This window comes from Streptomyces sp. SDT5-1, assembly GCF_052245995.1.
GTDB lineage: Bacteria > Actinomycetota > Actinomycetes > Streptomycetales > Streptomycetaceae > Streptomyces.
The window spans coordinates 758,387-784,706 of sequence record NZ_CM125963.1 but is presented as its reverse complement, the minus strand read 5'-3'; the positions used below and the strand labels follow the sequence as shown (position 1 = coordinate 784,706).

The following is a 26,320-nucleotide window of genomic DNA, read 5'->3' as shown; positions in this document are numbered from 1 at the left end:
CCTCAGTCCGACATCGCCTCCCGCGCCGTGAACCCGATCACCGCTCCGCCCCCGTCCCGGCGTGCCGCGAACGGGACGCCCGCGTGGGCCGCCGCCACCTCGCGGACGATGGAGAGGCCGAGGCCCGAGCCGGTGCGGCTGCGGGCGGCGGGGGCGCGGTAGAAGCGGTCGAAGATGCGTTCCGTGTCGACCTCGTCGAGGCCGGGGCCCCGGTCGAGGACCTCGACGCGGACGCCGGAGCCCGGGATGCGGGTGACGGCGATCTCGATGGGTTCGGTGCCCTCGGCGTCGAACTTGGCGGCGTTCTCGACCAGGTTGGACAGCGCCCGCTGGAGCTGCGAGGGGCGGCCCGTGATGGTGGTGTCGGGCTCCGCGCGCACCGTGATCGTGCGGCCGGTGCGGCGCCGTGCCAGGACCGCGACGTCCTCCGCGACCTCCGCGAGCGACACCTCGACCGGTGACTCGTCGTCCTGATGGCCCGCCGCCAGGTTCACCAACTCGTTGACCAGGTCGGTGAGTTCGCGGGACTCGTCCGTGAGGTCGGCGACCAGCTCGGCGCGGGACGCGGGCGGCAGCTCGTCGATGCGGTGCAGCAGGGAGATGTTCGTACGCAGCGAGGTCAGTGGCGTGCGCAGCTCGTGCCCCGCGTCCTGCGCCAGGCGCCGCTGGTCGTCCTTGGAGCGGGCGAGCCGCCCCAGCATCCGGTCGAACGATCGCCCGAGGCTGGCCACCTCGTCGCCGCCCGTCACCGGCACCGCGACATCGAGGCGCCCCGTCGACGCGACCCGCTCGGCCGTCTCCGCGAGCCGCACGAGCCGCGAGGTGATGCGCCGCGCCAGCCACCATCCGAAGATGCCGGCCGCGACCACGACGGCCGCCGCGAACAGCAGCGTCCGCTTCTGGAGCTCCCGCAGCAGATCCTCGGTGTCACTGAACTCCTGCGCCACCTGCACCGCGCCGCGACCGTCGCCGAGCGCGACCGTCGCCATCCGGTACTCGTCGTCGCCGACCGCCACGTCGTCGTCCTCGACGTGGGAGCCCGCCGTGTCGTCGTCGGCGGTGCGGCGGGCATCGGCGCCGACCGGCAGCGGGGGACTGCCCTTGTCGATCACGGTGCCGCCGGGGCCGAGCACCTGGACATCGGTGCCCACCGGACGGGTGAGGTCGTCGCGCGGACCGTCGTGGTCCGGGTCGGCGGAGGTGAAGTCCTCTGGCGTCAGCGTCTGCTGACGGACCTGGGAGCGCAGGTCGTGCACCACCTCGTCGAAGACCGCCTCCTGGTCGACGCGGACGAGCCGGGCCGCCGAGTCGTAGGACAGCACACCGACCAGCGCGGTGACACCGGCCGCGACGAGGGCGAACGCGATGGCGAGCGTCGTGCGCAGGCTGCGCGCCCGCCGTCCGCCGGGGCGCGCCCGCTCCGGCGGAGAGGACGGGTCGGCGTCCTTGGTGCCTCGCACCTCACGCCTCCCGCAGGACGTAACCGACGCCCCGGACGGTGTGGATGAGGGAGGGGCCCTCGGGGTCGTCGACCTTGCGGCGCAGATAGCCGACGTACACGGCGAGGTTCTTGGACCCGGGGCCGAAGTCGTAGCCCCAGATGCGGTCGTAGATGGTGGTGTGGTCGAGGACGATGCCGCTGTTGCGGGCGAGGAGTTCGAGGAGGTCGAACTCGGTGCGGGTGAGTTCGAGTTCCCGGGTGCCGCGCCAGGCGCGCCGGGCCGCCGGGTCGATGCGCAGGTCGGCGGCGGTGATCTGGTGGCTGTCGGCGGCCTCGGGGTCCTCGGGGGAGGTGCGGCGCAGCAGTGCGCGCAGCCGGGCGAAGACCTCCTCGACGTCGAAGGGCTTGGCCACGTAGTCGTCGGCCCCGGCGTCGAGCCCCGCGATGCGGTCCGGTGTCTCGACGAGGGCCGTGAGCATCAGGATCGGTGTGCGGTCGCCCTCGGCGCGCAGCACACGGCAGACCTGCAGGCCGTCGATGCCGGGCATCATCACGTCCAGGACCAGGATGTCGGGACGCTCGCGGTGGGCCGCGGCGAGCGCCTCGACCCCGTCGGCGACGGCGGTGACGGTGTAGCCCTCCAGCGTCAGGGCGCGTTCCAGCGCGTGCCGGATCGCGCGGTCGTCCTCGGCGAGCAGCACCGTGTGGGCGGACGCGGCGGACCTGTGGGCGGCGGAGGAGGCGGCTGGTTGCGACACATGTCCCAGTCTGCCTGCCGGGTCCGCCCCGATCGACCGCTCGACCGCCGACCGGAGTGCTTCTTACCCGCCTCTCACCGGCGACCGGCCGCGCCCTTACCCGCGAACCGCACGCTGTTCACCGATATCGAGGGATATCGAGAACGGCGGGGCCTCGCACGGTGCGCCCGCCGAGAAGGGCACGGGCACATGAAGATCGCGTTCCTGCTGCACAACGCGTACGCCATCGGCGGCACGGTGCGCACGACACTCAACCTCGCCGCCGCGCTCGTCGAGCAGGGCGGCCACGAGGTGGAGATCGTCTCCATGTCCCGGCACCGGAGGAACCCCCGCTTCGCGGTCGACCCCCGGATCACCCTCGTACCGCTGGTGGACACCCGCGCCGACAGTGACGACGTCCGGCTCGCCGCGTACGCCGAGCCCGCGCGGGACTTCCCGGCCGCCGAGAAGCGCCACAAGCAGTACACGCTCCTGCACGATCAGCGCGTGCGCGCGTACCTGGAGGAGCAGTGCGACGCGGATGTCGTCATCGGCACCCGACCCGGCATCAATGTCTACCTGTCGCTGTGGGGGCCGAAGCGGGCGCTGCGGATCGCGCAGGAACATCTGCGGCACGACGCGCACGGCAAGAAGCTGCGGGCCGTGCTGCGCCGTCACTACCGGGCGCTCGACGCGGTGGTGACGATGACCGAGGCGGACGCCGCGGTGTACCGGGCGAAGATGCCGCTGCCGGGTGTCGACGTGAGGTGCGTACCGAACATCGTGCCCGCGGTGCCCGTGCCGGCGTCGGACGGCACGTCGAAGGTGATCGCGGCGGCGGGCCGACTCGCGCCGGGCAAGCGGTTCGACCTGCTTCTGGAGGCCTTTGCCGCGGTGTCCGCGCAGGCGCCCGACTGGCAGCTGCGGATCTACGGCGCCGGGGCCGAGGAACAGCGGCTGCGGGACATGGTCGCGGGGCTCGGGCTCGAGGGCAGGGCCCGGCTGATGGGCGCGGTCGCGCCGATCGAGCCGGAGTTCGCGCGGGCCTCGCTCGTGGTCAGCGCGTCCGACGCCGAGTCGTTCGGGATGACGCTCATCGAGGCGATGCGCTGCGGTGTCCCCGTCGTCAGCACGGACGCGCCGCTCGGGCCCGGCGAGATCATCACGGACGGCGTCGACGGCCGGCTCGTCCCGGTCGGCGACGCGTTCGCGCTCGCGGCCGCGATGCTGGACCTGATCGACGACGAGGCGGCCCGCAAGGAGATGAGCGCCGCCGCCCTCGACTCGGCGCACCGCTACGACCCCGAACCCGTCGTGGCCCGCTACGACACCCTCTTCCACGACCTGCGGACCACCCGGCACCGCCGTGCCTGGCGGCGCTTCGCGGCCCGTACGGCCAACTGGACGCAGCGCAAGACACGTTCGGTGCGTGATGTGTCCCACAGTGGCCGGCGCCGCACCGCCGCTCCCGGCACCGCCCGCCCCCGGCTCCCCTGAGTCCTTCCCGATCCGCTCGCCCCACTGTGGCCGCCCTCCCCCGCGTGCCGGTGGGGCGAGCTCCCGAGGGACGGGTGGTGGGCCGACTGTCGGTGGCGGCCCACCATCCGTGCCCGCATGAGCGGCGGCGATGCCCGGGTCAAGTTTTCCGACGGCGCGTCACCTTGTGCGCACCGGCGTGCCGTCCGATTATCACCGGTATGCACGAAAAAGACACAATGTCTGGCCGTCGAGGCCTGCGGGTCGGAGTGCGCAAGGTGATGGTGGGGGCCGCGACGGCCGCCGCGATCGGCTGCGCCACCGCCCCGGCCCTGGCCACGCCCGTCGCTGACGGGACATCGAGAACCGTGGACGACGCGAACCCGGCGCCGGTCGCCGGGATCCTCGACGACCTGGAGGTGCCCGGCGGTCAGGGGGCCTTCGAGGGCACCGGGGCGGCGTCCGGGTACGGCGAGGAGCCCCAGGAGCCCGGCGCGGTGGAGGAGCCCGCCGGCTACGGCGACTCGCCCGGCTACGGGGACTCCTCCGGCAACGGCGACTCCCCGGGCGGCTACGGGGATTCCTCCGGTCACGGGGACACCCCCGGCTACGGCGAGGAGGACACACCTACGCCCACGCCGACCCCGAGCGGACACACCACGCCGCCCTCGCACGACACCCCGTCGCCGACTCCCAGCGGTCACACGACCCCGCCCGGCACCCCGACGCCGACCCCGAGCGACCACACCACGCCGCCGTCGCACGACACTCCGACGCCCACGCCGAGCGACCACACCACGCCGCCCGGCACCCCGACCCCGACGCCGAGCCAGAGCACTCCCGGCGCCCCGACGCCCAGCACCACCAGCCCGTCGACGCCGCCCGGCACACCGAGCACCCCGCCGAACGGTCCGACTCCGTCCGCCCCGTCGACCACCCCGCCGTCGCACCCGCCGCAGATGGCGGCGACGGGCCAGGAGGTCGAGAGCTACGTCCTCGGCGGGATCGCCGCGATGCTCGTCGCCATCGGCGCCGGCCTCAGCTACTTCTCCCGCAGGAAGCGTTCCTGACACCGTGTGACCCCGCGCCCCTGGCGCACACGGGGCGGGTGACGGGCCGACCGCGTACGGCGGCCCAGCACCCGCCCCGCCCTCATGCCCGCGTCACCGTCCGCGCCCGGCCGCCCGCACCGCACCACCGTGCGGCCTCGAGCGCGGCGTCGTGTCCTGCGGGAACGTCAGCTGGCCGCCCATCCACTCCAGCGCAGGACCGATCTCCCGCCGCCACGTCGTGAAGTGATGGCTGCCGTGCGGAAGGATGATGCGCGCCGACGTCATCGGTGACCTGACGGCTCGTAGGAACCGCATCGTCGGCCCGTAGTCCCGCTCGCCGTGCCGAGAGCTGGCCACGAGCACCGAGACCCGCGGCACCGGCAGATGCCGCAGCCGCCACATCAGGTCGTGCCCCTCACGCCGGTGCCGCGCGCCAGGACCCGATCCGAAGAGGCTGCCCGTGGTGAGGTCCTCACTCACCCGGTAGTCGGCCGAAAGGGCCGCAGCGGACGGGTAGACATTCGGATCGCGCAGCGCCAGTTGCAGTGCGCACGAGCCACCGGACGAGTAGCCGAGCGCGCCCCACGCGCTCGGGTCGTGCCCCACCCGGTAGGTGGCCCGCAGCGCCTCCGGCAGGTCCTTGGCAAAGAACGTCTCCGCCTTCGGCCCGCCCGGCACGTCCACGCACTCCGTGTCGCGCGGCGGCGCGATGGTGGGCCGCACCATCACCACCACGGTCGGCTGCATCCGCCCCTGCGCCTCCAACCGGCCTACGGTCTGCGGCACGCGCAGGAACCGGGCGAGGTTCACGATGCCGCCCGGATAGCCGCTGATGGCCACGATCACCGGAAAGCGCTGCCGGTGGTACTGGTGCTGGAAGTACTGCGGCGGCAGGTAGACGAACGCCGGGTCGACCGCGTGACTGCGCCGCCCGACGATCCGCACCGACTCCACACGCCCCGCCTTCGCGGGCGGCCCGGTCGGCAACCCGCGTACGGTGTCGAGGCCCTGCGGCCCCGCGGCCTGCACCAGACTCCGCCCGGAGGCGCGCACATCGGTGACACCGCCCGAGTCCCGCACGCGTCCGGGTGTGGTGGGTGGACGGCCGAGCAGCTCGTCCCAGGAGCCGTAGAAGTCGAAGTGCGCGTTCACCGCCACTGCGCACGACGCGAGCAGCGCCAGCTGGGTCACCGCGATGACACCGAGCCTGGCGAGCACGGCGAAAGGACCGCGCCGCGCGAGCCGCGGCCACGCCCACACCGTGAGCGCCACGCACACCAGCGCGAGCAGCACCGTCGCGTACTCCAGCGTGCGGCTCGTCAGGCCCATGCTTCCTCCACCTCTCGCCGGGGACGCGCGACCGCCGTCCCCGCGGCAGCCTCCACCGGAGAAGACCGCCGTCCGGGGAGGCCGGTTGGCGGCGCCGCGCTTTCTTACCCTTCTCCTCACCTGCCCTTACCTCGCCGCTGACCTGCGGGCCTACGCTCAGCGGCCGTGACACCACGCCCCGCGGCCATCGCCGGCCACACCTGCCTGTTCATCGGGCTCGTCGACATCGCGACGGCCGTCTCCCCACACATGCGCGCCGCCCGGATCGAACGCATCGCGCCCTACGTCCCCGGCCTCACCGAAGACGTGGCACGCGCCGCCGCCCTGGTCTGCGGCGTCCTCCTCGTGCTGCTCGCACGCGGACTGCGGCGTCGCAAACGGCGCGCGTGGGAGGCGGCCGTCGCCCTGCTCGCCGTGAGCGCCCTGGTGCAGGGGCTGCGCCACCACGCGTTCGTCGCGGCCGGTGTGTCCGCGCTGCTGTGCGCCGCACTCATGCTGCTGCGGGGCGAGTTCCGGGCCCTGAGCGACCCGCGCGGCCGACTGCGGGCCCTGGGGAACCTGTTGCTGCTCGGCACCGTCAGCTTCGGTCTCGGCCTCCTCATCGTCGGGGTGCGCGCCGACCACGAGGCGGGAGAGGGCATCTCGCTCATCGACCGGGTCAAACAGGTGGCGTACGGGCTTGTGGGCATGGCGGGGCCGCTGACGTACGACAACGACCGCATCGGCGACGCCGTGAGCATGTCCCTGCTCGCCCTCGGTCTGCTCACCGCGTCGACGACGGTGTATCTGGCGCTGCGTCCGGTCCGTGTCGAACCGCGTGAAGGGGACGGGCGGGTGCGTGCCCTGCTCGCCCGCGAGGGACGCCGCGACTCGCTCGGCTACTTCGCGCTGCGCGAGGACAAGGCCGTGCTGTTCTCGGCCACGGGGAAGGCGGCCGTCGCCTACCGTGTCGTGTCAGGGGTCGCGGTCGTCGGCGGAGATCCGCTCGGCGACCCGGAGGCCTGGCCCGGAGCCATCAAGGAGTTCCTCGACCGGTGCGCACGACACGCCTGGACACCCGCCGTCATGGGGTGCAGCGAACTCGGCGCCCAGGTCTGGGCGCGTGAAGGTGGCCTGAAAGCCCTGGAGTTGGGTGATGAGGCGATCGTCGACACCGCCGACTTCAGCCTCTCCGGGCGCGCCATGCGCAACGTGCGCCAGATGGTCCACCGCATCGAGCGCAGCGGCTACTCGTGCCGGGTGCGCCGCGTCCGCGACCTGCCCGACGACGAGAAGCAGCAGCTGCGCGAGGCCGCCGCGGCCTGGCGGGGGAGCGCCACCGAACGCGGCTTCTCCATGGCGCTCGGCCGCTTCGGCGACCCCGCCGACAGCGACTGCGTCGTCGTCACCGCCCACCAGGAGGACGCCGCGGGAACCCGGCGCGTACGGGCCCTGCTGCACTTCGTGCCCTGGGGCGACGACGGACTCTCGCTCGACCTCATGCGCCGCGACCGCACCGCCGAACCGGGCCTCAACGAACTCCTGATCGTCGCCGCGCTGCGCGCCGCCCCCGCCCTCGGCATCGCCCGCGTATCCCTCAACTTCGCCGTGTTCCGCGCCGCGTTGGCGCGCGGCGAGCGGATCGGCGCAGGTCCGGTGCTGAAGGGCTGGCGGGGCCTCCTGGTGTTCCTCTCGCGCTGGTTCCAGATCGAGTCGCTTTACCGCTTCAACGCCAAGTTCCGCCCGCAGTGGCAGCCGCGCTTCGTCGTCTACCCGACGGCTCGGGACCTGCCGCGCATCAGCTGGGCCTGCCTCCAGGCCGAGGCGTTCGTGGTGCTTCCGCGCCCGGCGGAACGCCTGCGTCAGTGGGTCCGTCACCGCGCGAACGGCACCCGCGAGGAGCCCGCGGTGACCCGCGCCTGGACGTGAGAAACGAGTGAGGGCTCCTCGGCCGCCGACTGCCGAGGAGCCCCTCTCTGGACAGCGTCCCCAGACTCGTGGGCGTTACAAGCACGCACCCTGACCTGCGGCCCGGAAAATCGGGAGCCGCACAACTGCTCCGTCCACTACGGTCCTTGGACATGTCTCCTTCTCTCGAGCGCCCACCTTTCCGGACCGACGAGCGCACGGCTCTCGTCGACTGGCTGGACCTCCAGCGACAGATCCTCCGATGGAAGTGCGAAGGACTCGGCGAGGAGGACGCCCGCCGCAGCGTCGTCCCGACCTCGCCGATGATGACGATGGCCGGCCTCGTCAGCCACATGCGCTGGGTCGAACACACCTGGCTCGAGGTGCTGTTCCTCGGCGGCGACGAATCCACGAACCCCTCCTTCGACGAGTCGGACGAGGACGCCGACTGGCGCACCGACGGCATCCCGCTGTCCCAACTCCTCTCGGACTACGAGTCGCAGTGCGCGCGCAGCAACGAGATCGTGGCCGCGGCCTCCCTCGACGACGTCGGCCGCCACCCCAAGTTCAACGCGACGAAGGTCGACCTCCGCTGGATGCTGATCCACCTCATCGAGGAGACCGGCCGCCACGCGGGCCACGCCGACATCGTGCGCGAGCTGCTCGACGGCACGAAGGGGTACTACTAGCGCTCCGACCGGTGACGGACCTGATTCGGCGAGAGCGCGTGCAGGGCGAGGCTCCCACGTTCTCGGAGGCGTTGTCATACCTCCGCTGTAACGTCACGACCATAGTCAGGTTCATGCTCTGCGGTCGACGGAGGTCGGAGGATGGCGCGTACGACAGGCGAGTCCGTGGTGGTGTCCCGGCTGCGCGGTGGTGTCGCCGACGCCGTGGTCGCGGGCGTCGGAGACGTCTTCGTGATGCGGATGCACAACCAGCGGTACGGCGACTACGAGATGAACAACCACGTCGTCGAGTACGAGCCGGACCGCCGTATCGGCTGGGAGCCGAGGCCCGGTCGCGGGCACCCGGACGCCACCACGCCCGGGGCGGCGTGGGGCCACCGGTGGATCTTCGACCTGCTCCCGGACGGGCCTGCGGCGACGGTGGAGACCCAGATCTTCGACGGCTCGCGCATGCCGGAGGAAAAGCGCGCGGAAGTCGACAGCGGGCGCGCCTGGTGGCAGACGCACATGGAGAGCACGCTGGAACGCCTCACAGAAGGGTGCGCCACCCGATGAACGTCGAACTCGAGACCCTCAAGGGGGCCCTGGACGGCCAGCGCGCGCACGTCATCGGGATCCTCGAAGGGCTCTCGGAGGAGGACCTGCGGCGCCCGGTACTGCCCAGCGGTTGGAGCTGCCTGGCGTTGCTGCGCCACCTGACCCTGGATGTCGAGCGCTTCTGGTTTCCCGGGGTGATCCAAGGCGACCCGGATGTGGCCGGACAGCTCACGGCGGGCGCGGAGGCGCACTGGTACGTACCCGACGGGATGAGCAACCAGGAGGTCTTCGCCGACTACCGGGCGGCGATCGCGCGGTCCGACTCCGTTGTCGCTGCCGCCGTGCCCGAACAGAAGCCCGCCGCCTGGCCCGTGGAGATCTGGCCGAACTGGAACCTGCCCGACGTGCGGCACATCCTGATCCACGTCATCACCGAAGTCGCCTGTCACAGCGGTCACCTGGACGCGGCGCGCGAACTGATCGACGGCACCACCTGGCACGGCGGCAACCCCTACTCCGGATGATTCCGGCTGGCCCGGAACAGGTTTGCCGGCGTTCCGGGCCGGCCACCGCCTCACCGTGTCTCGAGCCAGGTCAGCGCCGCGACCGTGAGCGCCTCCACGCCCGTGCTCAGGGTCGGTTCGATCACGGGGGCGAAGTGCGGGGAGTGGTTGGCCGGGAGTTCGTCGAGGGTGCCGGATCCCAGCGCGGCGAGGACGGTGTCGGTCTCCAGGCCGCCCCAGAACCAGAAGACGGTCGGCACGCCGAGTGCCTCGCCGAACACCCCGACGTCCTCGCTGGCGCTGACCGGCGGCATCGGGATGACACGCTGCTCGCCGAAGTGTCCGACGAGCGCGGCCAGGGTGGTGGCGGTGGCGTCGGGGTCGCTGACCAGTGCGGGAACGCTGCCGGTCCAGGTGAGTTCGGGATCGCGTGTGGCGCCGCCCGCCGCGGCCTCGGCGCGGACGACGCGTTCGGTCGCCGAGCGGAGCAGGTCGCGGGTGGCGGGTGTCGTGGAGCGGATGTTGATGCCCAGTTCGGCGCTGTCGGGAATGATGTTGTCCTTGGTGCCGGCCTGCATCCGGCCCACCGTGACCACCGCCGTCTCCGACGGAGGCACCTCGCGCGCGACGACCCCCTGAAGCCGGGTCACCACGTGGGCGGCCATCAGCACCGGGTCGATCGCCGCCTCGGGACGCGAGCCGTGCCCGCCCCGACCGTGCAGGACGACGTCGAGGGAGTCCGACGCGGCCATCACCGGACCGCTGCCGTGGCCGATGAACCCGGCGGGCAGCGGCCCCACGTGCTGCCCCAGCACCACCTCCGGCACGGGGAACCGCTCGAAGAGGCCGTCGTCGACCATGCCGCGGGCCCCGCACCCGAGTTCCTCCGCGGGCTGGAACGCCAGCAGCAGCGTGCCACGCCACCGCTCACGCGCCCCGGCCAGCAGCGTCGCGGCCCCGATCAGACACGTCGCGTGCATGTCGTGCCCGCACGCGTGCATCACCGGCACGTCCCTGCCCTCGCGGTCCACCCCGCGGGCGACGCTGGCGTAGGGGAGCCCCGTCTTCTCCTCCACCGGCAGCGCGTCGAAGTCGGCACGCAGCATGACCACGGGGCCCTCTCCGTTGCGCACCACCCCGACCACACCCGTGGTGCCGATCCCCTCGACGACCTCGTCGACTCCCGCGTCGCGCAGCCTCCGCGCGAGCACCTCGGCCGACCGGGTCTCCTGCAACGACAGCTCCGGGTGCTCGTGCAGGTCCCGGTACAGATCGGCCAGGTCGTCCCGGATTCCCTCGAGCCCTGCGACTACGGCATCCGCCATGATCCAAACTCTCCGTTCCATCGGCTCGGTTCAGTGTCGCCCACGCGGGCGGCGGGGGAGCCGACGTTCAGGGCCGTGGTGCGTCGCCGGGCAGATACGTCACCTGCGGCCGACGCGTGCGCGGATGGACGGCGACCTCGGCGGCCACCCCGTACACCTCCGAGAGGAGTCGCGGGGTGAGAACGTCGCCCGGTGGGCCCGCCGCGACGACCTCGCCGTCCCGCAGCACGTACAGGCGGTCGCAGTAGTGGGCCGCCAGGTTCAGGTCGTGCAGGGCGATGAGGACCGTGGCGGGAAGGCGGCGCAGGGCCGAGAGGATCTCCAGCTGGTGGCGGATGTCGAGGTGGTTGGTGGGTTCGTCGAGGACGAGCAGGGAGGGCTCCTGGGTGAGGGCGCGGGCGATGAGGACGCGCTGGCGCTCGCCGCCGGAGAGCTGGGCGAAGGGCCGATCGGCGAGCCGTGCGGCATCGACGGCGTCCAGTGATGCCTCGATCAGGGCGGAGTCCGCGGCCGTGTCGCCCGCGAGGAGCCGCTTGTGCGGGGCGCGCCCCATCGCGACGACCTCACGCACCGTCAGCTCGAGGTCGGCGCCCGCGTCCTGGACGACGGCGGCCACCGTACGGGCGAGCCGGCGCACCGGCAGAGCCCAGGCGTCGGATCCGTCCACCCGCACCGTCCCCTCGGCCGGTCGCAGGACCCGGTACACGGCCCGCAGCAGCGTGGACTTGCCGCTGCCGTTCGGCCCGACGAGTCCGACGGTCTCGCCCGGACGCGCGGTCAGCGACACGTCGTCGACGAGCCGCCGCGCGCCCGCCGTGAGCGTGAGGTTCTCTACGTGGAGGTCGGCGGCCGTCATCCGACACCTCCCGCGTTCGCTCGCCGCGCGTCCCGTCGCAGCAGCCACAGGAAGAACGGCCCGCCGCACAGCGCCGTCAGCACACCGACCGGGATCTCCATCGGCGCGGCGACCGTCCGCGCGGCGATGTCCGCCCACACCAGGAACACCGCGCCACCGAGCGCGGCCGTCGGCAGGACCCGCCGATGGTCGGCGCCGACGAGCAACCGCACCATGTGCGGCAGCATCAGACCGACGAAGCCGATCGGCCCCGCCGCCGCGACCAGCACCCCGGTGACGAGCGACACCAGGACGAACATGCGCCCGCGGAACCGGGCCACGTCCAGGCCCATCGTCGTGGCCGCCTCCTCGCCCGCGAGCAGCAGGTTCAGGTTCGGCGCCTGCACCATGAGGACACCGATCCCCACGAGCAGCGCGAGACCCGGCAGCCACAGCGAGTTCCACGACACACCGCCCAGCCCGCCGAGCGTCCAGGCGAGGACCGTACGCGCCTCGTTGCCGCGGTCCGTGGTGAGCAGCAGCAGATTCAGCACCGCGCTGAGGATCGAGGCGACGGCGACCCCGGAGAGGACGAGCCGCCCCGACGTGATGCGACCGCCGGTACGGGCGGTGGCGTACACGAGGACGAGCGCACCCAGCGCACCCACGAACGCCGCAGCCGACAGCGACATCGCCCCGAACACACCCACCCCGAACACGAGGACCGCGACCGCGCCCAGCGAGGCACCGGACGAGACACCAAGGAGATACGGCTCGGCGAGCGGATTGCGCACCAGGGCTTGCAGGGCCGTGCCGACGACCGCGAGCCCGGCGCCGGTGACGGCCCCGAGCAGCACGCGCGGCGCCCGCACGTCGAGCACGATCGTCTCCCGCGCCCGCGACCAGTCCGCGTCGCCCCACCAGTCGGCGCCCAGCGCGTGCGTGACGATGCCCCACACCTGGCCGACAGGCACGTGCACGGAACCGATGGCGACTCCGGCCGTGAGGGACACCAGCAACAGGGCGGTCAGTACGACAAAGGTGGCGGTGAGCCGCGCCCCCTGGCCGACGCGCCGCCGTTCCCGTACGCCGGTTGACGGCTTCCCGGCCACCGCGGGCGGCGCGGTCACGCGAAGCTCCCCGGGTGCAGCCCGCGCGCAAGGCCCTCCACCGCGTAGGCCGAGCGGACCCCGACGAGCGTCGCGGTCAACGGCAGCACCACGAACCGCTTGTGCTTGATGGCCGGTACGTCGGCGAGGGCGGGCTGTGCGAGCAGGTACCGCTTCTTCTGCGCCACGCTCTTGTCGCCCGCGTAGTCGTAGATGGCGATCACCTCGGGCCTGCGGTCGACGACCTGCTCCCAGGAGACGTCCCCGAACACGTCGTCCAGGTCGGCGAAGACATTGCGCCCGCCCGCCAGCCGGATCAGCTGCGTGCCAAGGCCCTTGCCGCCCGCCGTGAACGCGGACTTGTCGCCGCTGTCGTACACGAACACGGGGACGTCCGCCGCGTCCCGTACGGCGGCGCTCGCCTTCGCCACCCGTCGACGCAGGTCGGAGACGAGGGCGTCGGCACGCTTCGAGACACCGAAGATCCTGCCGATGGTGCGGATCTCGGCGTAGGTGTCCTCCATGGTCACGTTCTTCTCGCCGCAGTACTCGCGGTTGAGGTACGTGTCGATCCCGGCGTCGGCGAAGGCCTTGCGGGAGCGGCCCTCCTTCTCGTCGAAGGCGCTGCTGTAGCCGCCGTAGACGAAGTCGGGTTCGGCTTCGAGGACCTTCTCGAACGAGGGCGCCTTCGCGGCCAGTTGAGGAACGGACCGGAAGTCCTCGCGCAGGCCCGGCAGGACGGCGGAGTCGGGAAATGCCGTGCCGACCATGCGGTCCTTCAGGCCGAGAGAGAGCAGGAGTTCGGCCGGGTGCTGATGGATGGTCACGACGCGGGACGGCGGCCGTTCGTACGTCGTCCTGACGCCGCAGTTGTCGATGGTGACGGGGAAGCCCTTCGCGGCCGACGACCGGGAGCCTTCGGCGCCCGCGGTGTCCGATCCGGACGGGCCGCATCCGACGGTGAGCAGCAGCGACGCCGACAACGCGACGACCGCGGCCGTGAGGCGCCGCGTGGCGAACCGCCGCCGACGCACACGGGATTGAGCAAGGGCATGAGGACGGTACGGGCCGTCGTACACGTGAAGCCTCCTACGGAGTCCGCGCTCCTCGGAATGGGCCCGCGACGGGCCAGTGACCTGACTCCCGGGCGGCGTTGACGCGCGCTGCCCGGTCACAGTGGCGGGACCGTGCCGGATTCGCACCGGCTTCCTGTCTCCCGTCGCGGCGATGACCCGGTGATAGTACGCAGTGCCGGGCGAAAGGCAAAGGCGGAGCAAAAGGGGGTGGCGGATGCAAAGATGGACCGGCCATGACGACAGGTTGGGGTGCCAGGGCAGGACGGGCCGCGGTGTTCGCGGCCGTCTGCGTGCTGCTCACATCCCTGGGGCACGCCCTCATGTCCGGCGACACCGTGCCGTGGTGGGCCTTGGGCGGAGGATTCGTCGTCGCCGGGGGAGCGGCGTACGGGGTGGGCGGCCGTGAGCGGGGGCTGCTGCCGGTGGTGGGGCTCGCGGTGGCGTCGCAGGCGGTGCTGCATGTCTTCTTCTCGTGGACGCAGGGCGTCGGGCACTCGGTGAACTCAGCGGAGTCACTGGGTACGGCCGGGATGCCGACGACGCCCGCGATGGAACACTCGAGCCATGCCATGCATGGGATGCACGGCATGGCCGACACATCGGCCACTGACATGTCGGTCGGCGGCATGTCAGGCACCGGCATGCTCCTGGCCCACCTGCTGGCGGCCGTCCTGAGCGGGCTCTGGCTCGCGTACGGCGAACAGGCCGCGTTCCGCATCGCGCGCTGCGCCGCCCGCCACCTCCTCGCACCTCTCAACCTCCCGCTCCGCCTCCCAACTCCCGTCCACCGCCCTCGCATTCACGTCCGCCGCACGCGCGACGACCGCACACCGCGTGTCCTCCTCCTCGCGGACACGATCACCTCCAGGGGCCCACCCGCAGGGCACGCTGTCGCCTGACGACAGCCGGTTCACCCGAGGCTGCGCCCCGCACCCTCGGGCATCGGTCGTGCGCCCGCGCGACCGTTTCCCCCTGCAACGCGCCGGATCCGGACGCGCCGAGGGCCACACGGCCCGCGCCCGGACATCGCGCTGCCCGAAACTGGAGGACCACGTTGTCCATCACCTCGGAAACCACCCCCGAATCCCGCCCGGAGGAGGAGAGTCCCCGCACCCCGCCGGGAACCCGCTCGGCCTGGGCGTCCCTGCGCCCGCTGGTCCTGCGAATGCACTTCTACGCGGGGGTGTTCGTCGCCCCGTTCCTGCTCGTCGCAGCGCTCACGGGCCTGCTCTACGCGGGCTCGTTCCAGGCCGAGAAGCTCGTGTACGCCCATGAGTTGACGGTTCCCGTCGGCAAGGCCGAGCTGCCGATCGCGGACCAGGTGGCTGCCGCGCGCAAGGCCCACCCGGAGGGAGAGCTCAGCGCCGTGCGCCCCTCGCCCGAGCCCGGGGCGACGACCCGCGTCCTGCTGTCCGGCGTGCCGGATGTCGACGCCGACCACACCCTCGCGGTGTTCGTGAACCCGTACGACGGGGAGGTGCGCGGCGCCCTCGAACAGTACGGCTCCACCGGCGCGCTGCCCCTGCGCACCTGGATCGACGAGCTGCACCGCGACCTCCACCTGGGCCAAGTGGGCCGCCTCTACAGCGAGTTCGCGGCCAGCTGGATGTGGGTCATCGCGGGCGGCGGCCTCGTCCTCTGGTTCGGCCGCCGCCGTTCACGCCGAGCCATCCGCGGCACGAGCGGCCGCAGGCGCACCCTGTCCCTGCACGGTTCGGTGGGTGTCTGGGCGGCGCTCGGACTCTTCTTCCTGTCCGCGACGGGCCTGACCTGGTCGACGTACGCCGGGGCCAACGTCACCGACCTGCGCGAGGCGCTCGGCCAGACGACGCCGACCGTCTCGACGTCCACGGTCTCCTCGGCCCCCGCCGACTCCGGCGGGGAGCACGCGGGCCACGGCATGGGCGGCGGCGGGACCGGCGCCGCGGGCGCCGACGGAGGCGCAGGCCTGAACACCGTACTGAAGGCGGCCCGCTCCGAGGGCCTCTCGAACCCCGTGGAGATCGTCCCACCCGCCGACCCCTCCTCCGCGCACGTCGTGCAGCAGATCCAGCGGAGCTGGCCGGAGAAGCAGGACGCCGTCGCCGTCGACCAGGCGAGCGGGCGGGTCACGGACGTGGTGCGGTTCGCCGACTACCCGGTGCTCGCGAAGCTGTCCCGCTGGGGCATCGACCTGCACACCGGCAGCCTGTTCGGACTCGCCAACCAGATCGCCCTCGCCGTTCTCGCCCTCGCGGTGGTCGCGCTCATCGTGTGGGGCTACCGCATGTGGTGGCAGCGCGGGCGCGGCGCCGCGTTCGGCCGGCCGATCCAGCGCGGCGCCTGGCAGCACGTACCGCCGTACTTCCTGGTGTCGTTGATGGTGGCGGTCACCCTGCTCGGGTGCTTCCTGCCGCTGCTCGGCATCCCGCTCGCTGCGTTCCTGCTGTGCGACATCGCGCTGGGTGAGATCGCGTACCGGCGCGGCAAGCGGACGTACGCACCGGCGGCCTGAGGAGGCAGCCTTCGGCCGCACGACCCCGCCTGAAGGAGTTCGTGCGGCCGAGGTGGCGCGTCCAGGCGCCAATTGGGTCCGCCTTCTGATGTGCTGCATGGCAGAAGCGGCAACTGCCGTCGCCCGTACGCGAGAGAAGGTCGCGCCACATGTTGATCACCGCCGCGCAGGCCCTGGCAGGCCCCGACCTGCGCCCTGTGCCCGACGCGGCCGTCCTCGTACGCGAGGGTGTCATCGCGGCCGTCGGCCCGCGCGAGGAGGTCGAACGGCACGCACAGCTGGACGAGCCCCGCCTCGACTTCCCGGACGGGACGGTGCTCCCGGGCCTGATCGACGCGCACGTGCACCTCTGCTTCGACGCGGGGCCGGACGCCGTGGCCACGCTCCAGGCACAGGACGACGAGACACTGTTCACCGCGATGGCGGCTCGGGCGCGGCAGTTGCTGCACGCCGGTGTCACGACGGCCCGCGACCTCGGCGACCGCAACGGCCTCGCGGTGCGACTGGCACAGGACACCAGCACGGGGGCGGTGGCGGGCCCGCGGATCGTCCCGGCGACGACACCCCTCACCCCGCCCGGCGGCCACTGCTGGTTTCTGGGTGGCGAGGTCTCGGGCCCCGACGAGGCCCGGCGACTGGTCCGACGCAACGTCGAGACCAGCGCCCGGGTCATCAAGGTCATGGCGACCGGCGGCGGCCTCACCAAAGGCGGGGCCGACAGCTGGGAGTCCCAGTTCTCCGACGAGGAACTCGCGGCGATCGTCGACGAGGCGCACCGCGCCGGGCTTCCGGTCGCGGCACACGCCCACGGCGTGGACGGCATCGCGGCGGCGGTCGCGGCCGGAGTGGACTCCGTCGAACACTGCACGTGGATGACGGCCGACGGATTCGAGGTCCGCCAGGACGTGCTCGACCGGATCGTCGAACAGAACATCTACGTGTGTCCGACGGTCAGCCCGAACTGGCGCATGCTGCCGACCTTCTTCGGCGCCGAACGCGCCGAGGCCATGTTCGACGCGATCCGCCGGATGGCGACGTCCGGCGCCCGGCTGATCGCATGAACGGACGCGGGCGTCCAACGCGCCGCCTTCGACGGCCTCCCGAGCGCCCTCACGTTCTACGAGCACCTGGGCCTGCCCACGCACCGCATCCTCGCGATGGCCACGACGGAACCGGCCCACGCACTCGGCCTCGACGACACGACCGGCCAACTCACCCCCGGCTACAGCGCGGACGCCGTCGTGGTGCACGGCGACCCGCTCGCGGACCTCGGCGCGCTGGGGTCGGTGGCGGCCGTGATCGCGGCGGGCAGAAACCATGACCCGACTGACAAGGCGTAGCCAGAGAAGGCTACTTGACGAGTCGTCATGGCCCGGCGCACGGATCTTTCCCTGCCTCCAACGGCTGCGTGTCCGCCGCCAGACACGACGAGTGCACCCGTGACGGCGCGGGCCGCGGCTCGGGCTCCGCCGAGGCGCGCAGCGCGACGACGACGCAACCGACGACGACCGGCACCGCGACCACGGCGAGCAGGAGACCGCGGTTCACTTGTCACCGGCGAAATGCTCGTGAAGCGCGTCGCTGCAATCGTCCTCATCGGCGTTCCGGATACGCGAGAACGTCACCACTGCGTCGTTGTGCCCTTCCCGCTCGTTCTTGGCCAACTGCCCCTCGATGTCGTCGATCAGCGCGGCGCACCGGGCACTCACGGGCTTCTCGGGCGGCGGCTCGGAGGACGCGTTGAGCCCATAGGTGGCGGCGATCCCGGCGGCACACAGCACCGCCCACGTGACGATCCAGGTGCGGCGACTGTTCGGTATGGGTCTTGACACCCGGGCATCCTACGAGCGCGACGGCCGTCGGGGGCTGACTCGGGCGACTCCCTCAGTCGGCGGCGATCCGGGCCGCCGCGGCCTTGAGCGCGGCCGACAAGGACGGCAGCAGCGCCCGGGACCAGCGGGCCGACGGCATGGACAGGGAGATCGCGGCCGGTGGGCAGTCGGCCGTGCCGGCGGGCAGGGCGACGCCCAGCGCCGTGAGGCCGGTCTCCGTGGCCTCCTGGTTGAGGGCGTATCCCTCGCGGCGGGCGCGCTGGATGGCACGCCGGTGGACGACGCGCTGGTCGGGGGCGAGGCCGCAGCGTTCCAAAACCGCCTCCACGGCGGCGTCGTCGTACCGGGCGAGCAGGGCACGGCCGCCGGACGCGGCGTAGGCGGGCAGGATGCGACCGGTGCGGTCGCCGACGCGGAGCACTTGGTCGGCCTCCTCGGTGGCGAGGAAGCGGACCCCGGTGCCCTCTTCGTCCAGCAGCAGGAGGTTGGCGGTCTCGTGCCACTGGTCGCGCAGCGCGCGCAGCTCCGGCCCTGCGGCCTCGCGCAGTCGGGCCACGGGTGCGCGGGAGGGGGCCTGGCCCAGTTGCGGCCCCGCGTCGTAGCGGCGGTCGGGCAACTGCACGGCGAAGTCGCGGTGCACGAGGGTGGCGAGCAGCCGGTGCGCGGTCGAGACGGACACGCCGACCCGCTGCGCGGCGTCGGTGACCCGCATCGGACCCTCCTGGCGGAGCACGATCGCCAACAGCAGGGCGGAGTCGACGGAGCCGACGGCGTAGGCGGGTTTGTTCTGCACAGCAGAAAAGTCTATCCCTCATAGCGGGACCTACGGAGAATCGTGGCGTCGTCCCGCCCCCTCTGCCCAGGAGCGCATCGTGCAGTTCCATCTCGACGGATACCGTCCCGGCGACCCCTCGATGAAGGAGGCGCACCCCGCCGCGCAGGACCCGGACGCCGGCCTGCCCGAGACCGCCGATGTGCTGATCGTCGGCTGTGGCCCGGCCGGTCTGGTCCTGGCCGCGCAGCTGGCCGCCTTCCCCGGGATCCGGACGGTCGTGGTGGATCGCAAGGACGGGCCGCTGCTGGTGGGGCAGGCCGACGGGGTCGCCTGCCGGACCGTCGAGATGTTCGAGGCATTCGGCCTGGCCGAGCGGCTGAAGCAGGAGGCCTACCAGGTCAACGAGGTGACCTTCTGGAAGCCCGACCCCACGGACAGCTCCGCGATCGTCCGCACCGGCCGGATCGACGACGTCGAGGAGGGCATCTCCGAGATGCCCCACCTGATCGTGAACCAGGCCCGCATGCTGGACTTCCTGCGCGAGCACATGGCCCGCTCGGCGTCCCGCCTGATGCCGCACTACTCCTTGAACGCCACCGCCGTCTACATCGCCCGGGGCCCGGACGCGGGGGAGTACCCGGTCACCGTGACCCTGGAGGACGCGGGCGGCGGCACGTCCGTGGTGCGCGCCAAGTACGTGGTCGGCACCGACGGCGCGCGCAGCTCGGTCCGCAAGGCGATCGGCCGGCGGCTCGAGGGCGACGCGCTGAACCAGACCTGGGGCGTCCTGGACGTCCTGGTGGACACCGACTTCCCCGACATCCGGCTGAAGTCCGTGATCCAGTCGGAGGCCGGCTCCCTGCTGATCATTCCGCGTGAGGGCGGCTACCTGGTGCGGCTCTACATCGAGCTGGACGCGGAGCGGTACGGGGACCTGCTGCGGGAGAAGGCCGTCACGCCCGAGGTGCTCGCCGGGGCCGCGAACCGGATCCTGCGGCCGTACCGGGTCGAGGTGAAGGACGTCGGCTGGTGGGCGGTGTACGAGGTCGGCCAGCGGCTGTGCGCGAAGTTCGACGACGTACCCGACGAAGAGGTCGACGACCGGCTGCCCCGCGTCTTCATCGCGGGCGACGCCTGCCACACGCACAGCGCCAAGGCCGGACAGGGCATGAACGTGTCCATGGCCGACGCCTTCAACCTCGGCTGGAAGCTGGCCGCCGTACTGAACGGCACGGCGGCCCCCGAACTGCTGCACACCTACTCCGCCGAGCGGCAGCGGGTCGCCCAGGACCTCATCGACTTCGACCGCGACTTCGCCTCCAAGATGGCCGCGGGAGGCGGAACCAAGACGGCCGCGACGGAGGGCGAACAGGAGGAGTTCTCCGACTACTTCCGCGCCCAGGGCCTCTACACCGCCGGTCTTTCCGTCCGCTACGAACCGTCGATGATCACGGGCACCGGCGAGCACCAGCACCTCGCCAAGGGCTTCCCGATCGGGATGCGCTTCCACTCCGCGCCGGTGGTGCGCCTCGCCGACGCCCGGCCCGTCCAGCTGGGGCACGCGGCCCGGGCGGACGGAGCCTGGCGCCTCTACCTCTTCGCCGACCGAATGGGGCCGCAGGTCGCCGAGGGCCCGTTCCGCCGACTCTGCGACCATCTCGCCTCCGCGGCCTCCCCGCTGGCCCGCTTCACGCCCGAGGGCGCCGACCCGGACGCGGTCATCGACGTCCGCGCGATCCTGCAGCAGCCGCACCGCACCCTCGAGCCGACCGCGCTGCCGCCGGTGCTGCGCCCCCGCAAGGGCCGCTACGCCCTGGTGGACCACGAGAAGGTCTTCTGCCCCGACCCGCGGCAGACGGACATCTTCGACCTGCGCGGAATCGACCGCGACCGGGGCTGCATGGTGCTGGTACGCCCCGACCAGTACGTCGCGCATGTCCTGCCGCTGGACGCCACCGCGGAGCTGTCCGCCTTCTTCGAGGGGGTGTTGCGCGAAGCCAGGTCGAACCCGGTCACCGCCTGACGGCCGGACTCTCCAGCCACGAGCCCCTGCCGGACGCCCACAACGCACTCTTCCACCGGATGCCTTCCCCACCCGCCGGCGTGCCGCGCTCAGCCGTCGGGGACACGCATCAGGGACCTTCGGCCCTCCCGTCGGAGCCCCACAGGCCCCCGCGAACCGGGCCGTGGGCGCGGGACATTGAGGGGGTGAGGACGCAGTGCTCACCCGCTCCGAGGAGGTCCGGACATGTCCCGCACCGTCACCGTCGGCCTGGACGGCACCGCAGAGAGCCTGGCGGCAGCCGACTGGGCGGCCCGCGAGGCCCGCTTGCGGTCCATCGAACTGATGCTGGTCCACGCACGGTACTGGCAGCCTTACGTCTACGCGCCGCTGGCGGGCATCAGCACGCCGCCGGACACACGGGAGCGGGACAGGGCCGAGGAGATACTGGCCGGAGCCGAGGCGAAGCTGCGACGCCACCACCCGGACGTGCCGATCAGCACGCATGAGGTGTCCGAAGAGCCGGTCGCCGCGCTGCTGGCGGAAGCCGAGCGGGCCGAGGTGCTCGTGCTCGGTTCACGGGGCCTGAGCGGGATCACCGGATTCGTGGTCGGTTCCGTCGCGCACGGTGTGGCGGTCCGGGCGACCGGTCCGGTCGTGTTCGTGCGGGCCCGGGATCGGGCCGCGAACGAACACCACCCTGACGCTCACGGGCAGCCGTCGGGCACGACCCCGTACCGCGACGTCGTGCTCGGGCTCGACTGCGAGAGCCCGGACGCCGGTGTGCTCGGGTTCGCCTTCGACGCCGCCGCCCGAAGGAGCCGGCGACTGCGCGTGCTGCACGCCTGGAACGTACCGCCGTACCACTACGGATACGGAGGCGTGAACGCCCCAGGGCTCAAGGAGGAGTTGGACGCCCGGGTTCGTCGGGCCGTCGGCGAGGCGGTGGGGCCATGGCGGGCCAAGTTCCCCGGAGTCGAGGTGGTGGAGGAGGTCCTCACGGGCGGCGCCGCCCGTGCCCTGGTTGCGGACTCGCACGACGCGTCCCTCGTCGTGGTCGGACGTCGCAGGCGCCGCACGCCCGCGGGCGGCCGCATCGGACCGGTGACGCAGGCCGTGCTGCACCACTGTGCGGCACCGGTGGCGGTGGTACCGCACGACTGAGGGGGCGGCTTCCACGTCCTGGGGGAAGTGCCCGCGCGGGCGACCCCGTCGAGCGGGCACGCGTCCGGCTGCTCCCGCGTGCTGCGGACGCCGTCCCGGAGCGGGTCGCCCCGGGGCGTTCCCGGCGCGGGACCGTAGGGGAGTCGGCCCTCACGCCACTTTGATGATCACACGTGGCACGGATTCGACGCTTGGGCCCAAGGGACTCGATCCATGTCCCATTGGGCCTTGCACGCCGACCGGGGCAGTGCCGCACGAGTGAGGACGGGCAGGCCCCGATCGTCGGAGAACGGAGGAGGGGACGCGATGAAGGGGACGCGGTGGGGGTGGCGCTGGCGGGAGAATCCGCTGCGCCGTCGGTCCGATGTTGTCGAGGGATGGACGGTGCTCGTGCTCGGGGCCGCCGTGATCGTGGGAGCACCCGCCGCCGGGCTCGCCGCGGGATGGTCCGCTCACACCGATGCCCGTGCGCTCGCGTCGGCCCAGCGCCAGGAGCGCCACCGGGTCGACGCGGAGGTCGTCGGCGCCGTCCCCTCGAACGTGGTGGCGGGCGAGCCGGGCACGCAGACGAGCTTCAGGGTGCCCGTACGCTGGCGGACCGCCGAGGGAGACACCCGCACGGGGACCGCGCGGGTGCGGGCGGGCGTGCGACAGGGCGAGCGTACCGATGTCTGGCTCGACCGGCGGGGGCGTCAGGCGGACGAACCGCTGCCGGAGGCGGAGGTGTGGACGCGCACACTGACCACGGGGGTGGGGTCCGGTATCGCGGTCGTGGGTGTGGCGGGCCTCGTGGGGTGGGGGCTGGTGTGTCGTCTCGACCGGGGCCGCCTCGCCGAGTGGGAGCGGGAGTGGGCCGTGTGGGACGGGCCGGAGCGGGGCCGCAGGACCGCTTGACGCGAGGGCTCCACGCTCATCCGGGCAGCAGCAGCTCGCACGTCTCGCCCGGCCGGACCGTCACCACCCGGTCCGGCAGTTCCACCGTGATGGGGGAGCGGTCCGACGCCGGCACGGTGACGTGCAGGCGGTCGGCGAACACGCGCAGTCGCACACCCCAGTGGCCCTGGTAGTGGAGCGTGAACCCGTAGGAGGAGCCGGTGAGTTGGTGGAGCGGCGCCGGATCGAGGCGCAGCGCGTCGTCGCGGGTCTCCAGGCCGGTGAGGCCGCGCTGGACCAGGTCCACGGTGCCGGCCATCGCGCCGAGGTGGATGCCCTCGCCCGTCGTGCCGCCCTGGACGTCCGCGATGTCCCCGATGAGCGCCTCGTGGGCGAAGCGCCAGGCGTCGGCGCGGCGGGCACGGGCGAGCACCCAGCCGTGCACCAGGCCGCTCAGGGTGGACCCGTGGCTGGTGCGGCGCAGATAGTGGTCGACCGTGCGCAGCCAGGTGGCGTCGTCGAGCGAGTAGCCCAACTGCGTGAACAGCGAGCCCAGTTCGGCGGGCGGGAACAGATAGCCCAGCATCAGGACGTCCGCCTGCTTGGACGCCTGATAGCGGTTGACCCGGTCGCCCTCGGCCTCCAGGATCCGGTCGAGGCGGCGGATGTCCCCGTACTTCTTCGTGTACGCCTCCCAGTCCAGCTCGGCCAGCCGCTCGTAGCCCGCGAACTGGCTGATGACCCCGGCGTGGAACGGAACGTACAAGGAGCGTGAGACGTCCCGCCACAGCTCCGCCTCGCCCCCGTCGAAACCGATCCGCTCCGCCAGTTCCTGACGGCGCGGCGGGGGCAGCAGGTCCAGCAGCTCGAGCGCGCGGGTCAGCACCCAGGCCGCGGTCACGTTCGTGTACGCGTTGTCGTCGATGCCCGGCCGGTCGGAGTCCGGGTAGGCGTCGTGGTACTCGTCGGGGCCGACGACGCCACGGATCCGATAGCGCCGCACACCGTCGTCGTACGCGGCGCTGTCCGCCCAGAACCGGGCGATCTGGAGCAGCATTTCGGCGCCCTTGGTGTGCAGGAACTCGGCGTCGCCCGTGGCCTGCCAGTAGCGCCAGATGTTGTACGCGACGGCCGACCCCACGTGGTGCTGCAGATGCGTGTGGTCGGGCAGCCAGCGCCCGGAGTTCGGATTGAGATGCAGCTGCTGCGTCTCCTCGCGGCCGTCGCTGCTGCTCTGCCAGGGATACATGGCGCCCTGACGCCCGGCGTCACGGGCTGAGCGGCAGGCCCGTTCCAGGCGGCGGTGCCGATAGGTGAGCAGCGCGCGGGAGACCTCGGGGAAGTGCAGGTTCAGATACGGCAGGACGAACAGCTCGTCCCAGAAGACGTGTCCGCGGTACGCCTCCCCGTGCAGTCCGCGCGCCGGCACGCCCACGTCCAGGTCGGCGGTGTGCGGCGATAGGGTCTGCAGGACGTGGAAGAGGTGCAGGCGCAGAATGCGGCCTGCTTCGGCGGGCACGTCCAGTTCGGCGCGGCGCCAGAGCTGGTCCCAGGCGGTGAGGTGCGTGTCGAGCAGCGCGTCGAAGGTCGGCGCCCGCCGCGCCCTGTCGACGGCCGCCTCCAGCGGATCGCTGATGGCGGGATCGCGGGAGGTGTGCAGGGCGACCACCTTGTCCACGGTGACGGTCCGGCCCTCCTCCAGCGGCAGGTACAGCAGTTGGGCGGCACGCCGGTCGGTGAGGTGTCCGTACGTCTGCGTGGCTTCCGGGCAGGTCGTGCGGGCCGCCAGGGCGATGCGGACGTCGGAGGCGCGGGTGCGGCAGCGCAGCCAGAACAGGTCGGGCGCGGCTGTGCCGGCGTGACCGTGCACGAGATGGAGGTCGGCCAGGTCCCGGTAGCGGGGCACGCCCGTGTTGCGGACGGCGCCGTCGAGCGCGGACTCCACCTCGAGCTCGCCCGTCCAGTTCTCGGCGCGGAACTCCGTCCGCAGCGTGGCCAGATGAGGGTCGGCCATGTGCACGAGGCGGAGCTGCCGCACGCCGACACGCCGCCCCGCCGTGTCCTCGTAGACGGTGCGGCGCTCCAGGAGGCCGCTGCCGAGGAACAGGCACATCCGGTGCTCCAGGACGTGCGCGGTGTCCGGATGCAGCCAGGGCCCTGCCCCGGCCTCGTCGCGGCAACGGAACCGCAGCGGAAGCCAGTTGGGGACGTTCACCAGGTCCTCGTTCTCCACCTGCCGGCCCGCGACCACCGAGCCGAGGCGGTCGTAGCAGCCCGCGACATAGGTGCCCGGACTGTGGGTCTCGTCGGCCGCGCACTCCGGAAGGGCTCCGCGTGTGGCGAAGTAGCCGTTGCCCAGCGTGCACAGCGACTCGCGGAGGCGCTCCTGCGCCGGTGCGTAGCCTTCGTAGCTCCAGGTTCCGTCCGTCACGGCGCGTCCCCCTCGAGGATCAGCTCACTCAGGTCCCCGACCACCAGATCCGCGCCGTGGTGCAGCAGCTCTTCGGTACGGTCCCGGCCCGGTGTCCGGTCGACCCCGATCACGACGGCGAACCCGCCGCGCCTGCCCGCCTCGACACCGGCCGGCGCGTCCTCGACGACCGCCGTCCGCTCCGGATCCGTACGCAGCCTGCGCGCGGCCTCGAGGAACAGGTCCGGAGCGGGCTTGCCCCGCAGGTTCAGGCGCGACGCCTCGGTGCCGTCGACCACGGCGTCGAAGAGATCGATCACGTGGGCGCGGGTGAGCAGCTCCCGGGCGTGCAGGGACGCGGACGCCGCGGCCGGCAGCACACCGGAATCCAGCAGGGCGTGAAGGAGCCGCACGGTGCCGGGGTAGGCGGGTACGGCCGTTCCGTGGTGGAGCCGGTCCGTGTAGTGCCGGTCCTTGTCGGCCGCCACCGACTCGACCGTCGCGGGGTCCGGCCGCAGTTCGCGGGAGGCGAGGAAGGCCGCGGCCCCGTCGCGCCGCGCCTTCCCGTCCACGTACCGCGGGTAGTCGAGAGCGATGTCGAACGGCCTGCGATGCATGTCGAGTTCCGGCGGGTGTTCCTTGAGGAAGGCGTCGAACACGGTCTTCCAGGCCTCCGCGTGCAGCCGGGCCGAGTCCGTGATCACCCCGTCGGTGTCCAGAACCACGGCACGGACGGTCCGCAGAGGCGGGGCCAGCTCACGCACGTCGACTCCT

Annotated in this window: 25 protein-coding genes and 1 riboswitch; of the genes, 13 read left to right on the top strand and 12 right to left on the bottom strand. The window is 72.5% G+C overall.

All coding sequences use genetic code 11. The annotated features are described in order from the left end of the window. Positions 1-2 precede the first annotated feature (2 nt). The gene (locus ACTWJ8_RS03675) at positions 3-1,460 is read right to left on the bottom strand and encodes a HAMP domain-containing sensor histidine kinase (protein ID WP_443262855.1); all 1,458 of its coding nucleotides are present in this window, start codon (positions 1,458-1,460) and stop codon (positions 3-5) included. Between the two features lies 1 nt (position 1,461). Then, the gene (locus tag ACTWJ8_RS03670; protein ID WP_443264798.1) at positions 1,462-2,142 is read right to left on the bottom strand and encodes a response regulator transcription factor; all 681 of its coding nucleotides are present in this window, start codon (positions 2,140-2,142) and stop codon (positions 1,462-1,464) included. A gap of 246 nt (positions 2,143-2,388) precedes the next feature. On the opposite strand from ACTWJ8_RS03670, the gene ACTWJ8_RS03665 reads away from it, so the two are divergent. Next, entirely contained in the window at positions 2,389-3,675 is a 1,287-nt protein-coding gene (locus ACTWJ8_RS03665; RefSeq protein WP_443262853.1) for a glycosyltransferase family 4 protein, read from the top strand. Positions 3,676-3,893: 218 nt separating this feature from the next. Then, positions 3,894-4,724 carry a hypothetical protein gene (locus ACTWJ8_RS03660; RefSeq protein ID WP_356380092.1) on the top strand — a complete coding sequence of 277 codons (831 nt, stop codon included), beginning with the start codon at positions 3,894-3,896 and terminating at the stop codon, positions 4,722-4,724. A 93-nt stretch (positions 4,725-4,817) separates the two neighbouring features. Here the strand turns inward: ACTWJ8_RS03660 and ACTWJ8_RS03655 are convergent, their stop codons facing one another. Continuing rightward, positions 4,818-6,035, bottom strand: a complete 1,218-nt coding sequence (locus ACTWJ8_RS03655) for an alpha/beta hydrolase (RefSeq protein WP_443262852.1) — start codon at positions 6,033-6,035, stop codon at positions 4,818-4,820. Positions 6,036-6,200: 165 nt separating this feature from the next. On the opposite strand from ACTWJ8_RS03655, the gene ACTWJ8_RS03650 reads away from it, so the two are divergent. The 4 genes from ACTWJ8_RS03650 (at position 6,201) to ACTWJ8_RS03635 (ending at position 9,672) form a co-directional block, all read left to right on the top strand. Continuing rightward, the gene (locus ACTWJ8_RS03650; protein ID WP_443262851.1) at positions 6,201-7,943 is read left to right on the top strand and encodes a phosphatidylglycerol lysyltransferase domain-containing protein; all 1,743 of its coding nucleotides are present in this window, start codon (positions 6,201-6,203) and stop codon (positions 7,941-7,943) included. 152 nt (positions 7,944-8,095) lie between these two features. After that, on the top strand, positions 8,096-8,611 hold the full coding sequence (locus ACTWJ8_RS03645; RefSeq protein ID WP_443262849.1) for a DinB family protein: 516 nt from the start codon (positions 8,096-8,098) through the stop codon (positions 8,609-8,611). A gap of 141 nt (positions 8,612-8,752) precedes the next feature. Further along, positions 8,753-9,166, top strand: a complete 414-nt coding sequence (locus tag ACTWJ8_RS03640) for a hypothetical protein (protein WP_443262848.1) — start codon at positions 8,753-8,755, stop codon at positions 9,164-9,166. Then, on the top strand, positions 9,163-9,672 hold the full coding sequence (locus tag ACTWJ8_RS03635; RefSeq protein ID WP_443262847.1) for a DinB family protein: 510 nt from the start codon (positions 9,163-9,165) through the stop codon (positions 9,670-9,672). The genes ACTWJ8_RS03640 and ACTWJ8_RS03635 overlap by 4 nt, the downstream gene beginning before the upstream one ends. A 50-nt stretch (positions 9,673-9,722) precedes the next feature. Here ACTWJ8_RS03635 and ACTWJ8_RS03630 read toward each other — a convergent pair whose 3' ends face one another. The 4 genes from ACTWJ8_RS03630 to ACTWJ8_RS03615 all read right to left on the bottom strand — a co-directional run bounded on the left by ACTWJ8_RS03630 (position 9,723) and on the right by ACTWJ8_RS03615 (position 13,999). Then, positions 9,723-10,976, bottom strand: coding sequence for an amidohydrolase (locus ACTWJ8_RS03630; protein WP_443262846.1), 1,254 nt, complete (start codon positions 10,974-10,976; stop codon positions 9,723-9,725). Between the two features lie 67 nt (positions 10,977-11,043). After that, positions 11,044-11,832, bottom strand: a complete 789-nt coding sequence (locus ACTWJ8_RS03625) for an ABC transporter ATP-binding protein (protein WP_356380073.1) — start codon at positions 11,830-11,832, stop codon at positions 11,044-11,046. Next, positions 11,829-12,941, bottom strand: coding sequence for a FecCD family ABC transporter permease (locus ACTWJ8_RS03620; RefSeq protein ID WP_443262845.1), 1,113 nt, complete (start codon positions 12,939-12,941; stop codon positions 11,829-11,831). Before ACTWJ8_RS03620 ends, ACTWJ8_RS03625 begins: the two co-directional genes overlap by 4 nt. Further along, a complete protein-coding gene (locus ACTWJ8_RS03615; RefSeq protein ID WP_443262844.1) occupies positions 12,938-13,999 on the bottom strand; it encodes an ABC transporter substrate-binding protein in 1,062 nt (353 codons plus the stop codon). The genes ACTWJ8_RS03620 and ACTWJ8_RS03615 overlap by 4 nt, the downstream gene beginning before the upstream one ends. Positions 14,000-14,029: 30 nt before the next feature. Then, positions 14,030-14,171: riboswitch (cobalamin riboswitch) on the bottom strand. Positions 14,172-14,229: 58 nt separating this feature from the next. Here ACTWJ8_RS03615 and ACTWJ8_RS03610 point away from each other — a divergent pair. From ACTWJ8_RS03610 to ACTWJ8_RS03595, 4 genes are all read left to right on the top strand, one after another. Next, positions 14,230-14,895, top strand: coding sequence for a hypothetical protein (locus ACTWJ8_RS03610; RefSeq protein WP_356380064.1), 666 nt, complete (start codon positions 14,230-14,232; stop codon positions 14,893-14,895). A gap of 155 nt (positions 14,896-15,050) precedes the next feature. Further along, positions 15,051-16,490, top strand: a complete 1,440-nt coding sequence (locus ACTWJ8_RS03605; protein WP_443262843.1) for a PepSY-associated TM helix domain-containing protein — start codon at positions 15,051-15,053, stop codon at positions 16,488-16,490. 149 nt (positions 16,491-16,639) lie between these two features. After that, positions 16,640-17,551: an amidohydrolase family protein gene (locus ACTWJ8_RS03600; protein WP_443262842.1), complete on the top strand. Its 912-nt coding sequence runs from the start codon at positions 16,640-16,642 to the stop codon at positions 17,549-17,551. Positions 17,552-17,647: 96 nt separating this feature from the next. After that, the gene (locus ACTWJ8_RS03595) at positions 17,648-17,830 is read left to right on the top strand and encodes an amidohydrolase family protein (RefSeq protein WP_443262841.1); all 183 of its coding nucleotides are present in this window, start codon (positions 17,648-17,650) and stop codon (positions 17,828-17,830) included. 25 nt (positions 17,831-17,855) lie between these two features. Here ACTWJ8_RS03595 and ACTWJ8_RS03590 read toward each other — a convergent pair whose 3' ends face one another. The 3 genes from ACTWJ8_RS03590 to ACTWJ8_RS03580 are packed head-to-tail and all read right to left on the bottom strand — an operon-like array spanning position 17,856 to position 19,115. Continuing rightward, positions 17,856-18,038, bottom strand: coding sequence for a hypothetical protein (locus ACTWJ8_RS03590; RefSeq protein WP_443262840.1), 183 nt, complete (start codon positions 18,036-18,038; stop codon positions 17,856-17,858). Continuing rightward, the gene (locus tag ACTWJ8_RS03585) at positions 18,035-18,322 is read right to left on the bottom strand and encodes a hypothetical protein (RefSeq protein WP_443262839.1); all 288 of its coding nucleotides are present in this window, start codon (positions 18,320-18,322) and stop codon (positions 18,035-18,037) included. Before ACTWJ8_RS03585 ends, ACTWJ8_RS03590 begins: the two co-directional genes overlap by 4 nt. A gap of 52 nt (positions 18,323-18,374) precedes the next feature. Continuing rightward, entirely contained in the window at positions 18,375-19,115 is a 741-nt protein-coding gene (locus tag ACTWJ8_RS03580) for an IclR family transcriptional regulator (RefSeq protein ID WP_356380049.1), read from the bottom strand. Positions 19,116-19,194: 79 nt separating this feature from the next. On the opposite strand from ACTWJ8_RS03580, the gene ACTWJ8_RS03575 reads away from it, so the two are divergent. From ACTWJ8_RS03575 to ACTWJ8_RS03565, 3 genes are all read left to right on the top strand, one after another. Then, positions 19,195-21,120: an FAD-dependent monooxygenase gene (locus ACTWJ8_RS03575; protein WP_443262838.1), complete on the top strand. Its 1,926-nt coding sequence runs from the start codon at positions 19,195-19,197 to the stop codon at positions 21,118-21,120. A 225-nt stretch (positions 21,121-21,345) separates the two neighbouring features. After that, a complete protein-coding gene (locus ACTWJ8_RS03570) occupies positions 21,346-22,263 on the top strand; it encodes a universal stress protein (RefSeq protein ID WP_443262837.1) in 918 nt (305 codons plus the stop codon). A 306-nt stretch (positions 22,264-22,569) separates the two neighbouring features. Continuing rightward, positions 22,570-23,157 (top strand): Rv1733c family protein, encoded by a 588-nt coding sequence (locus ACTWJ8_RS03565; protein WP_443262836.1) that lies wholly within the window; start codon positions 22,570-22,572, stop codon positions 23,155-23,157. A gap of 16 nt (positions 23,158-23,173) precedes the next feature. On the opposite strand, the gene ACTWJ8_RS03560 is transcribed toward ACTWJ8_RS03565, so the two are convergent. Together ACTWJ8_RS03560 and ACTWJ8_RS03555 are read right to left on the bottom strand one after the other, a co-directional pair. Further along, complete coding sequence (locus tag ACTWJ8_RS03560; protein WP_443262835.1) at positions 23,174-25,567, bottom strand: glycoside hydrolase family 65 protein; 2,394 nt, start codon at positions 25,565-25,567, stop codon at positions 23,174-23,176. Further along, a complete protein-coding gene (locus tag ACTWJ8_RS03555) occupies positions 25,564-26,310 on the bottom strand; it encodes an HAD family hydrolase (protein WP_443262834.1) in 747 nt (248 codons plus the stop codon). Before ACTWJ8_RS03555 ends, ACTWJ8_RS03560 begins: the two co-directional genes overlap by 4 nt. Between the last annotated feature and the right edge of the window lie 10 nt (positions 26,311-26,320).